The sequence below is a fragment of the Streptomyces sp. NBC_00873 genome (assembly GCF_045207415.1).
Lineage (GTDB): Bacteria > Actinomycetota > Actinomycetes > Streptomycetales > Streptomycetaceae > Streptomyces.
Genome location: NZ_CP108803.1, coordinates 3358140 through 3369853 on the forward strand (window position 1 = coordinate 3358140; position 11714 = coordinate 3369853).

The following is an 11714-nucleotide window of genomic DNA, read 5'->3' on the forward strand; positions in this document are numbered from 1 at the left end:
ACCCGGTCACTCGAGGATGTGGCGGCCCTCGGGCTGAGCGCTGCACGAGGCCCGGAACGTGCAGTGGGTGCAGTGCTGGCCGGTCGTGGGTGTGAAGCGTTCGTCCAGGACCCGGCCCGCGGCCGTGGCCAGCAGGTCGGAGACCCACTCGGTGGTGGGCGGTTCCTGGGCCTGCACCTTGGGAAGGGCGTCGCCGCCCTCCTTCTTGGGGGCCGGCTGCCGCAGCTGGACGAGTTCGGCGCCACCGGGGGCGGGGCGGTGGCCGTCGAAGATCTCGTCGACCGCCCCCTCCCGGACGGCCAGCTGGTACACGGCGAGCTGGGGATGGCGGGCGACCTCGTCCTTCGTCGGGGACTGCTTGCCGGTCTTGAAGTCGACGACGTACGCACGGCCGTCGGCGTCCCGTTCGACGCGGTCCATGGAGCCGCGGATCCGTACCTCGTACTCCCCCGCTTCGAGCGTCACGTCGAAGTCGTGCTCGCTCGCGGCGGAGGTGCGGCCGGTGCGGTCCATGACATGCCAGCGCAGAAAGCGTTCGAGGGCGACCCTCGCCTGTTCCTTCTCCTGCTGCGACTTCCAGGGGGCGTCGAAGACCAGCCCGTCCCAGACCGAGTCGAGGCGCTCCATCAGGACCGCCAGGTCGGCGGGGGTACGGCCGGAGGCGACCTCGTCGGCGAGTACGTGCACGACGTTGCCGAAGCCCTGCGCGGCCGTCGCCGGGGCGTCCGCCTTCACCTCGCGGCCGAGGAACCATTGCAGGGCGCAGGTGTTGGCCAGCTGGTCGAGTGCGCTGCCGGAGAGCGCCACGGGATGGTCCCGGTCGCGGAGCGGGACGGCCGAGCGGGTCGGCTCGTACAGCCCCCACCAGCGGTACGGATGGGCCGACGGCACGAGCGGCTGCCCCTCGTCGTCCGTGAGCGCGGCCAGCCGGGCCAGCCGGTGGGCGGCCTCGTCGCGCAGGGCGTCGGAGGCATCGGGGTCGATGGTGGTGGCGCGCAGCTCGGCGACGAGCGCGGCGACGGCGAGCGGGCGGCGCGGGCGTCCGGTGACGTCGCGCGGTTCGATGCCCAGCTCCGTGAGGAAGCGGGACGGCTGGTCGCCGTCGTCGGCGGGGGCCTTCACCGCGGTGACGATCAGCCGTTCCCGTGCGCGGGTCGCCGCCACGTAGAACAGGCGTCGTTCCTCGGCGAGGAGGGCACCCGGGGTGAGCGGTTCGGCGAGGCCGTCGCGGCCGATCCGGTCCGCTTCGAGCAGCGAGCCGCGGCGGCGCAGGTCCGGCCAGAGCCCCTCCTGCACCCCGGCGACGACGACCAGCCGCCACTCCAGGCCCTTCGAGCGGTGTGCGGTCATCAGCCGTACGGCGTCGGGGCGTCCGACCCGCTTGGAGAGGGTGTCGGCGGCGATGTCCTGGGCGTCGACCTCTTCGAGGAAGTTGAGCGCGCCGCGGCCACCGGTGCGTTCCTCGGCGCGGGCCGCGGTGTCGAAGAGCGCGCAGACGGCGTCGAGATCGCGGTCGGCGTTGCGGCCGCCCGCGCCGCCGCGCAGCGCGGCGCGTTCGAGCCGCCCCGGCCAGGGGGTGCCTGCCCACAGCTCCCACAGGGCCTCTTCGGCGGTGCCGCCGCCTTCGAGGAGTTCGCGTGCCTTGCGCAGCAGCGCGCCGAGGCGCTGGGCACCGCGGGCGTACGCGGGGTCGTGTGCGACGAGGCGTTCGGGTTCGGCGAGCGCGCGGGCCAGCAGCTCGCCGGAGGGCGGCGGTACCCGGTTCCCTGCGGCCCGCTCCTCGTCGCGCAGCGCCCGGCCGAGCCGGCGCAGATCGGCGGCGTCCATGGAGCCGAGGGGGGAGGTGAGGAGGGTGAGGGCGGTCTCGGTGCCGAGCCAGGGGGCGGCGGGCTCCTCGGACGCGGGGGCGGCGTCGCCGTCCGGGGTCGTCGGCTCCGCAGCCGTCGTGCGGTGCAGCGCGGCCGTGGCGACCGTGCGGAGGGCGGTGAGGAGCGGGGCCACAGCGGGTTCGTGGCGCAGCGGGAGGTCGTCGCCGTCGACCTCCAGGGGCACGCCCGCCGACGTCAGGGCGCGGCGCACCGCGGGGATCGTGCGGCCCCCGGCACGTACCAGCACCGCCATCTCGTTCCATGGCACGCCGTCCTCCAGGTGGGCGCGGCGCAGCAGGTCGGCGATGTTGTCCAGCTCGGTGGAGGCGGTCGGGTAGGTGTACGTCTCGACGTGCCCGCCCTCGCGTACCGCGGCGAGCTCCCGGTGGGCGCGGACCTTCGCCGACGGCAGCCGGGTCAGCGGCATCCGGCGGGTGAGCAGCCGGGTGGCGGCCAGCAGCTGTGCGCCGGAGCGGCGCGACGTGGTGAGGACGCCGACCGGGGCCGGGCCGCCGTCCGCCCGCCGGAACGTCTCCGGGAAGTCGAGGATGCCGTTCACGTCGGCGCCCCGGAACGTGTAGATCGACTGGTCCGGGTCGCCGAACGCGATCAGGTCCCGGCCGCCGCCGACCCCCGGCGCACTCCCGCGGTTGCCCGCCAGCGCGTGCAGCAGCCGCACCTGCGCCGGGTCCGTGTCCTGGTACTCGTCGACGAACACCGCGTCGTACGCCCCGGCCAGCACCGCCGACACCTCGGGTCGCTCGGCGAGGAGCACCGCCCGGTGGACCAGCTCCGCGTAGTCCAGCACCCCCTGTGCGTCGAGCACGTCCAGGTACTCGGCGAGGAACGCGGCGGCCGCGCCCCAGTCCGGGCGGCCGGTGCGGCGCGCGAAGTCGGCGAGGGCATCCGGGCCGAGGCCCAGCTCGCGGCTGCGGGCGAGCACCGCGCGTACCTCGTCGGCGAAGCCACGCGTGGTCAGGCAGGCCCGCAGCTCATCGGGCCAGCGGATGTGCGCGATGCCCTCCTGCTCCAGTTCGAGCTGGCCGGCCAGGAGATCGCGGACAGTGACGTCCTGCTCGGGTCCGGAGAGCAGCCGCAGCGGGTCGGCGAAGAGGTCGGCGTCCTGATGGGCGCGGACCAGTGCGTAGCAGAAAGAGTGGAACGTGGTGGCCAGCGGGCCGCGGGCGGCACCGAGCCGGGCGGCCATCCGGTCGCGCAGCTCCACCGCTGCCTTGCGGCTGAACGTGAGGACCAGGATGCGGGCCGGATCGCCGCCCCTGGCGACGCGGGCGGCGACCGCTTCGACGAGCGTGGTCGTCTTGCCGGTGCCCGGTCCAGCGAGGACCAGCAGCGGGCCGCCGGGGTGATCAACCACCGTCTGTTGCGCTGCGTCCAGAACAGGGGGGTCCACGGCACCCGGCCGGGTGCGCACCAGTCGGTACGCGCCCGTGGTCCTCCCCCTACGCCCCTGCGGGCGTGGGGGGACCCCCTGCCGTGCCTGACGGTGCGGACTGTGCCGGGTGAAGGAGGAGGAGCTCACGTGGATCGCCGGTCCTGGGGGGTGTGCTGATGGTGAGGGGGCGGGGGTGCCTGCCGCGAACTGTCGACGCTACGCCAGCGGGGGCGTGGGATGCGGCGGGTCCACTGCGTCGAACGTCACGTTCCGCGTCGCACGGCAGGTCACGCAGGATTTCTCGTCCATCGAACGGGCCCGGCTGCGCCCGTCACGGGGCCGAATGGCGGAAGCTGTCAGGTGTGAGCTCCCCCGACCCCGTCCTGGTCCTCGTCCCGGTCGGTGCCCCCGTCCCCACCGGTCACGCCGTCCCACCGTGCGCGCTTCATGTCGAGGCGCGGCAGGTGGCCCTCCGCGCTGCGCGAGGCCTCGCGCAGCGCGGTGCTCTCCTCGCGGTAGTGGTCCAGTGCCCGCAGCTCGTGACCGGGCAGCAGCGCCCCGTCGGCCCGCACCACCCGCCACCACGGCGCTGCGGCGCCGTACAGCGCCATGACCCGGCCGACCTGGCGCGGGCCGCCCTCCCCCAGCCACTCCGCGACATCGCCGTACGTCATGACGCGGCCGGGCGGGATCAGGTCGGCGACATCGAGCACGCGCTCCGCGTACTCCGGCAGTGCGTCGTACTCAGGCGACGCGTCGGGCGCCCGGTCGCCCCTCGCCCCGTCGCCGCTCGTCCGGTGTTGGCTCATCCGGCCCATGGTGCCGTATGCCACCGACAGTCCGGCCCGGTCCCCGGCCGAGGGGCGCGTAGGGATGCCTTCACTGAGTGTGCGCGCGAGAGCAAAGGGGCGTATCTTGCGCATCGCGCGACCGTGCAGTACACCCTGATACCCCCCTCTGTCTCCAGGCCGTGCCACCATCATGCGGGCGGTGACCGGTGATACGAGACCACGAAGACCAACCAGAGGCGACGAAGGAGCAGGGCGTGCAGCCACCGAAGGCGGCCGACGCCTCCGACGCCGAGCGGCGCCCGGAAGAGCAGCGGGAGCAGCAGGGGCCGACGCAGGAGCGCGAGGAGCGGGAATCCGCCCCGCACCATCTGGTCGGCTCCACCCTCTCGACCGTCGCCGAGGCCGAACAGGCCGACCGGGTCTCCGGTGACGAGCCGCTTCTCCCCGCCCGGGTGCACCGCCCCTCCGATCTCATGCGGCTCCTCGTCGGTGTCCTGGCGATCGTCGTCCTGTTCTCCATCGCCGCGTTCGCCCACGGCACGACCACCGGTCTCGAAAACGACATCAACAAGGGCACGGACCAAGCACCCGACGTTCTGATCAAGCTCGCCGGCCTGGTCTCCAGCATCGCGGTGCTGCTGGTGCCCGTCGCCTTCGCCATCGAGCGGCTGATCAAACGCGACGGGCTGCGGATCGCGGACGGTGTCCTCGCCGCCGTCCTCGCGCACGGGGTGACGCTCGCCACCGACCTCTGGGTCGCCAAATCCGCCTCCAACACCATTCAGGACGCCCTCACCCAGCCTCAGCCCGGTGCCGCGCTCACCGATCCCGTACACGGCTATCTCGCACCGGTGATCGCCTACATGACGGCGGTCGGGATGGCGAGACGGCCGCGCTGGCGGGTCGTGCTGTGGGTGGTGCTGCTGCTCGACGCCTTCGCCATGCTGGTGGGCGGCTACACGACCCCGTTCTCGATCGTCCTCACCGTGCTGATCGGCTGGACCGTCGCGTACGGCACGCTGTACGCGGTCGGCTCGCCGAACGTCCGGCCGACCGGTCAGCATCTGATGGCCGGTCTGCGTCACGTCGGCTTCCGCCCGGTCACCGCGATGCGCGCCGAGGACACCCCCGACTCCGGCGACCCGAGCGACCGGGGCCGCCGCTATCTGGTTTCCCTGGAGGACGGTCCACCGCTGGATGTGACGGTCGTCGACCGGGAACAGCAGGCGCAGGGTTTCTTCTACCGGGTGTGGCGCAGACTCACCCTGCGCGGCATCACCCAGCGCCGGTCCATCCAGTCGCTGCGCCAGGCCCTGGAGCAGGAGGCGCTCCTCGCGTACGCGGCGATCGCCGCCGGAGCCAACGCCCCCAAGCTGATCGCCACCTCGGAGCTCGGTCCGGACGCCGTGATGCTGGTGTACGAGCACATCGGCGGGCGCTCCCTCGATGCGCTGGAGGACGTGGAGATCACCGACGACCCGGTGCGCGGCGCCTGGCGGCAGGTGAAGGCGCTCCAGTCCCGGCGGATCGCGCACCGCAGGCTCACCGGCGACGCGATCCTGGTGGATCGTTCAGGCACGGTGTTCGTGACCGATCTGCGCGGCGGTGAGATCGCGGCCGGTGATCTGGTGCTGCGGATGGACATCGCCCAGCTGCTCACCACCACCGGTCTGCGGGTGGGGGCCGAGCGGGCCGTCGCGGCGGCGCTCGAGGTCCTCGGCCCCGATGCCGTGGCGGACTGCCTGCCGCTGCTCCAGCCGATCGCCCTCAGCCGCTCCACCCGGGCGGCGCTGCGCAGGCTGGCCCGTGAGCGGTCGCAGCGCGAGCGCGAGGCCGTGATCGCGGCGTCGGACGCGGCAAAGCTCGCCAAGGCCCAGGAGGCACAGGCGTCGGTCCCTGCCGACCGCAAGGCGCTCCGCAACGAGAAGCAGGCGGAGAAGCGCGCGGAGAAGCGGGCAATAGACGATGCCCTGGACGAGGCCCGGGAGGAGGATCTGCTGACCCAGATCCGCCGCCAGGTGCTGCTGATCCGGCCGCAGGCGCCCGTGGAGCCGGTCCGGCTGGAGCGGATCAAGCCGCGCACGCTGCTCAGCTTCATCGCCGGTGCGATCGCCGCGTACTTCCTGATCTCCCAGGTCACGGAGGCCGACTTCGGCGCGGTCGTCGAGCAGGCGGAGTGGGGCTGGGTGGCGGCGGCGCTCGGGTTCTCGGCGCTCAGTTACGTCGCGGCGGCGATGAGCCTGCTGGGGTTCGTGCCGGAGCGGGTGCCGTTCGGCAAGACCGTGCTGGCGCAGGTCGCCGGTTCGTTCGTGAAGATCGTCGCGCCGCCCGCGGTCGGCGGCGTGGCGCTGAACACGCGGTTCCTGCAGCGTTCCGGGGTACGCCCGGGGCTCGCCGTCGCGAGTGTCGGCGCCTCGCAGCTGTTCGGGCTCGGCTGCCACATCCTGCTGCTGGCCGCGTTCGGATACCTGACCGGGACCGAGAAGACTCCGTCGTCGCTCGCCCCGTCCAGGACGGTGATCGCCGGGCTGCTGACGGTCGCGGTGCTGGTCCTGGTGGTGACCGCGATCCCGTTCCTGCGGAAGTTCGTGGTGACGCGCGTGCGGTCACTGTTCGCCGGGGTCGTACCGCGCATGCTCGACGTCGTGCAGCGCCCGCAGAAGCTGTTCACCGGTATCGGCGGCATGCTGCTGCTGACCGGCCTGTTCGTGATGTGCCTGGACGCGTCGATCCGGGCGTTCAGCGGTCCCGGCGTGCCGCAGCTCAGCTACGCGAGCATCGCGGTGGTCTTCCTCGCCGGCAACGCACTTGGGTCGGCGGCGCCGACGCCGGGCGGTATGGGTGCGGTCGAGGGCGCGCTGACGCTGGGACTGATCGCGGTCGGTCTGCCGAAGGAGGTCGCGGCGCCCGCCGTGCTGCTGTTCCGGCTGATGACCCTGTGGCTGCCGGTGCTGCCCGGCTGGCTCTGCTTCAACCGCCTCACCCGCAAGGGCGCCCTCTGACACGCCGCCGCCCCCTGGGGAAACCGCCCACCGGGGAGAACATCCCACGGCCCCTGCCCCAGGTCGACCCCGTACCCGGGTGCCCTGGGCCACCCACTTGGACCGGTGTCCCGCGCGCCACCCCGCGCGCCGTCGCACGATGGGGCGATGAGGACCTCCCCTGCCTTGCGCGCCGCGGCCCTCGCGGCCACCGCCACCGTTCTGCTGCCCCTCACCGCCTGTTCGGACAACAGCGGCAACGAGGCCACCGGTACGGACCGTACGAAGAACCTCCCGCACGCGGCGAACGCCGCCGACGCATCCGGATCGGCCGCCCTGGCCTCCCAGAAACTGACGTGGAAACCCTGCGCCGCTCCGTCCACGGCGCAGGGCGGCGGAACCGCCCCGACCCCGCTCCCGGGCGGCGCCGTCTGGGAGTGCTCCTTCATGAAGGTCCCGCGCGATTACGCGAAGCCGGGCGGCGACACGATCGCGCTGGCGCTGATCCGTGCCAGGGCCGCCAACCAGAACAGGCGAATCGGCTCGCTCATCTTCAACTTCGGCGGCCCCGGCGCCTCCGGCGTCGCCACGCTGCCCGCCTTCGGCCCCACGTACGCCAACCTCCGTACCCGTTACGACCTGGTGAGCTTCGATCCGCGCGGGGTCGGCCGCAGCGACGGGGTGAAGTGCGAGAACGACCAACAGCTCGACGCGCGCTTCCAGAGCGACGCCACCCCGGACGACGCCGCCGAGGAGCAGGCCCTCCTCAACCAGCAGAAGAAGTTCGCCGTGGCCTGCGAGAAGAACTCCGGCCCCGAACTCCCCTACGTCGGCACCACCAACGCCGCCCGCGACATGGATCTGATGCGCCAGGTGCTCGGCGACGACAAGCTGCACTACTTCGGCGTCTCGTACGGCACCGAACTGGGCGGCGTCTACGCACACTTGTTCCCGGAGAAGGTCGGCAGGGCGGTGCTCGACGCGGTCGTCGACCCGACCGAGGACTACAAGCAGTTCTCCCTCAGTCAGGCGAAGGGCTTCCAGCTGGCGCTGGACAACTTCACCCAGAACTGCGCGGATCGCGGCGCCGCCTGCAAGCTTCCCGGTACCACCGGGAAGGAGGTCGAGCAGGGGATCGCCGAACTTCTCGACCGGCTGGACAAGCAGCCGGTCCCGGGGCTGGGCTCCCGGCAGCTGACGCAGTCCCAGGCCACCACCGGAATCGTGGCCTCGCTCTACTCCAAGGAGACCTGGCCGCTGCTGGAACAGGGGGTCGACGAGGCGGACGGCGGGAACGGCGCGCTGCTCCTGGCCCTCGCCGACTCGCTGAACGGCCGTTCCCGGAACGGCCGGTACGACAACTCGACGGCCGCCAACGCGGCCGTCAGCTGCGCCGACTCGAAACAGCGGTTCACCGTCGACGGGACGAGGGCGCTGATTCCGGAGTTCCAGAAGGCGTCATCGGTCTTCGGCGACTATCTGGGCTGGGGTCTGATGCAGTGCACCGGCTGGCCGGTCGCGGGTGCGTGGAAGACCCCGGACGTCAGCGCTCCCGGCGCGGCCCCCATTCTGGTCATCGGCAACACGGGCGACCCGGCGACCCCGTACAAGGGCGCACAGGCGATGGCGGGAGAGCTGGGGCAGGGCGTCGGGGTGCAGATGACCTACGAGGGCCAGGGGCACGGCGCGTACAACAGCGGCAACGCCTGCGTGAAGAAGACGGTGGGCAGCTACCTGCTGGACGGCACGGTCCCGGCAGCCGGTACCGTCTGCCGCTGAAGCTGTCGGCGGCGGCACCCGAGGCCCCCTTCCGGATCACGCCGGGCTCACGGGCCCTGGCCTGCCGCCGCACGCTGATCCGCAAGGAGGCCCAGGACAAGGGCCGCCGGCTCGGCTCGATGCTGTTCGACTTCGGTGGCCCCGGCGGTTCCGGCGTCTCGATACTGCCGCGCGCCGCCGGCTCGTACGGGAAGCTCAACGCCCGCTACGACCTGGTGAGTTTCGACCCGCGCGGGGTCGCGGCCAGCGTCGCCGGCCACGGGCGCCACTTCCAGCTACTGCGGCCCCCGCCCCAACAGCTGGAGGCCGCGCCGGGAGCCTCGCCGTGTGCGGCAGCACGTGTGCGGAAGGCCCCGACATCCGGTCGGGGCCTTCCAGCGCAGTGCGTGGATCAGCGGACGTCCACGTAGTCGCCCGCGGCTGTGGCCGGCGGGGTCGTTGTGGTGCCTGCGAAGGTATAGCGCCAGTACCCGTCAACCGATGCGGTCACTGTGGCCTTGAGGTTGCCGGTGCTGTCCGTCGTCACCGTTTTCACCGTGGTGTACGCCGTCGTCCCGTACTTGCGGAACTGGAGCTTCACCGGCTGCGCGGTGTACCCGTGGTAGCTGCCGGTCTCCCAGTTGGCCCGTGCGAGCTTGCCGGTGATGGTGAGCGTCTTGCCCTTGGCCACGGGTTCGGGGGAGGCGTTGACCGTCTGGGTCGAGTCGCGCTGGATAAGTGCCGATGCGACGGCGTGCAGATCGGTGAAACTTCTGCCGTCCGCCGACTCCGCCCAGGCCGCGAGCTTCCAGGTGCCCGCCAGTGCATTGCGGCCAAGTGTCCAGCGGGGTGCAATGTACGCGAAGTGGGCCTCGCACTCGGCCGTTGTCGTGTTGATCTTCGTGCAGGTCGCGGGCCATGTCCCGTAGAGGACCCCGTCCGGGGCGCCGTACGAGCCGTGGTACAGGTACATGTCACCGTCGGCTATGCCGGCCGGGTCCGTCGCGGTGAACTTCGCCTTGAACTCCTGCAGCGGTTCGTTCGTCAGCTCCACACCCTTGCCGCCGTTGACGACGACGTTGGAGATCCGGGTGGAGCCGGCCTTCTCGTCGCCCTGCGGACGCGGTCCGGCGAAGGCGCGCTCGATGGTGCGGCGCAAGCTGCCGCCCTGGTCGTCGGTGGCGGTCACGCGCAGCGAGACGAAGGACGCGGTGGCCGGAACCGTGAGGGCCGCCGTGTTGCCGGTGAGCGGGAGACCGGTCCACGTGGCGCCGTCGTCGACGGAGTACTCGATGCCGGTGACAGTCTCCACGGCGTTGGAGTTGCGGGTGGCGGCGGTAGCTGTGATACGCACCGGGGCGTCGGTGCCGGCGCGGTTGGAGGCGTCGAGCCCCGTGAGTTTCACCTGGGCGTCGATCAGCGGCAGTTCGGTCGCCGCTGACACGCGGGCGGAGGCGAAGGTCCACTCGTTGCGTATCTTCGTGGACAGTCGCCGGTAGGGCACGCGGTGGCTGATGGTCTGGTCGAGGGCGTACGTTCCGGTATCGGTCGGCACGGTAGCCGACAGCTGCTCGTACGGCGTCGTGCCGGTGGCCTCGGCGTAGGTGACGCCGCCGCGCGTCAGGCGGTACGAGATGACGGACCGGCCGTCCGTGCCCGCGTGCCCGGCCGCGTCGCTGAAGCCGTACGGTTCGTACAGCCAGATCTTGTCGCCCTGCCGCTGCGACCCTCCCCACTTGCGAAGGGTCGGCTGCAGCGGAGCCTCACCGACTGTCTCAGCGGCCGCGGGTCCGGCAGCCAGGGAACGGTCGGGCAGCGTGAGGCTGTAGTCACCGGTCCCGTAGGCAAGGAGCCGGCTGTAGGCGATGCCGGGGGTGACGTACTCGGTGACCGAACCGGCCACCGGCACGGCTGAGCCCACGTAGACACCGGTCCACTCCCCGAGATTCGGGACCGTCTGCAACAGTGCGGTGGTCTTCGTGCCCGGGGCGCGTACGTGGGTGACCGTCTTCGCGAGCGCAGCTCGCTTCACCGATGCGATCGGAGAGGCGGGCACGGCGTCCTGGAACGTGTGCGTGAGGTCGTACCGGTAGGGGCTGGGCGTGCTTGCCGTGGTGGTCTGCTGGGTGAGGACGTCGTGGATCCGCAGTGCTGCACCCGGCTGTGAGAACGGTGTGACGTAGACCTTGTCCGCACCCGAACCTGCGAAGCCCGCGAGGCCGCCTCCGGGCACGGCGATCCACACGGCGGAACCGCCGCGGGTGGCCGTCGTGTCGTCGACCCGGATCCCGGTCTCTTTGGCGGCCCGCTCGTCGAAGGTCACGGTCGTGGCAGCCGTGCCGACCTTGAAGGCGCGGGTGAGGATATAGCTGGGCCGCTGCCAGTCGCTGTGCAGCGCCACCGAGAAGTAGTCGCCCGGCGGCAGCTTCACGGTCGAGGACGGGCCGACGGCGTCGCTGTTGACGGCGTATCCCGCCCAGGTCTTGCGGTCCCAGACGTAGAAGTACTTGCTCGTGACGGCGGCGTTGGTGATGGTCAGCTTCACGGAGTACGTGGCCGCGGCCGCCTGCGTCAGCGCCGTCGCCCCTGTCCCCGTCGGTAGGGCCACCCTGGTGGCCTGCACCGGCTCCTGCAGCGCGGTCGGCCGTACGTCCAGCGCGCCGTTCGTGGAGCCGATGGCGTACCTCTTGCCGCGGGCCCCGCCCCCGTCCGTCATGCGTACGTCACCGTCGACGATCTCGAGGCGCTCGCCGTTTCCAAGACCGGCACCCTGGGACACGCCCTCGGCCGTGCCCTTCACTTCGGAGATCCGGCCCACAGTCCCCGGGTCCGCGTCCGACGCGGTGGCTGGCGGCGTCATCAGTACCCCCGCCAGAACTGCCGTGCACACGCCCGCCCCTGCGGATCTTCGTGCGTTCCACTT

At 72.0% G+C, this 11714-nt stretch carries 5 protein-coding genes and 1 pseudogene; 3 read left to right on the forward strand and 3 right to left on the reverse strand.

What is annotated here, in order from left to right; all coding sequences use genetic code 11:
* Nucleotides 1-6: 6 nt before the first annotated feature.
* Both OH809_RS15020 and OH809_RS15025 read right to left on the reverse strand, forming a co-directional pair.
* A complete protein-coding gene (locus OH809_RS15020) occupies nt 7-3408 on the reverse strand; it encodes an ATP-dependent helicase (protein ID WP_406421917.1) in 3402 nt (1133 codons plus the stop codon).
* A 209-nt stretch (nt 3409-3617) separates the two neighbouring features.
* The gene (locus OH809_RS15025) at nt 3618-4184 is read right to left on the reverse strand and encodes an MGMT family protein (protein ID WP_406421916.1); all 567 of its coding nucleotides are present in this window, start codon (nt 4182-4184) and stop codon (nt 3618-3620) included.
* A gap of 122 nt (nt 4185-4306) precedes the next feature.
* On the opposite strand from OH809_RS15025, the gene OH809_RS15030 reads away from it, so the two are divergent.
* The 3 genes and pseudogenes from OH809_RS15030 to OH809_RS15040 form a co-directional block, all read left to right on the forward strand.
* Nucleotides 4307-7054, forward strand: coding sequence for a lysylphosphatidylglycerol synthase domain-containing protein (locus OH809_RS15030; protein ID WP_406421915.1), 2748 nt, complete (start codon nt 4307-4309; stop codon nt 7052-7054).
* A 147-nt stretch (nt 7055-7201) separates the two neighbouring features.
* Entirely contained in the window at nt 7202-8812 is a 1611-nt protein-coding gene (locus OH809_RS15035; protein WP_406421914.1) for an alpha/beta hydrolase, read from the forward strand.
* Between the two features lie 74 nt (nt 8813-8886).
* Nucleotides 8887-9064 (forward strand): annotated as a pseudogene (locus tag OH809_RS15040) (alpha/beta hydrolase); the annotation flags it as partial.
* 139 nt (nt 9065-9203) lie between these two features.
* On the opposite strand, the gene OH809_RS15045 reads toward OH809_RS15040, so the two are convergent.
* Nucleotides 9204-11651, reverse strand: coding sequence for a hypothetical protein (locus OH809_RS15045; protein WP_406515216.1), 2448 nt, complete (start codon nt 11649-11651; stop codon nt 9204-9206).
* Nucleotides 11652-11714 lie beyond the last annotated feature (63 nt).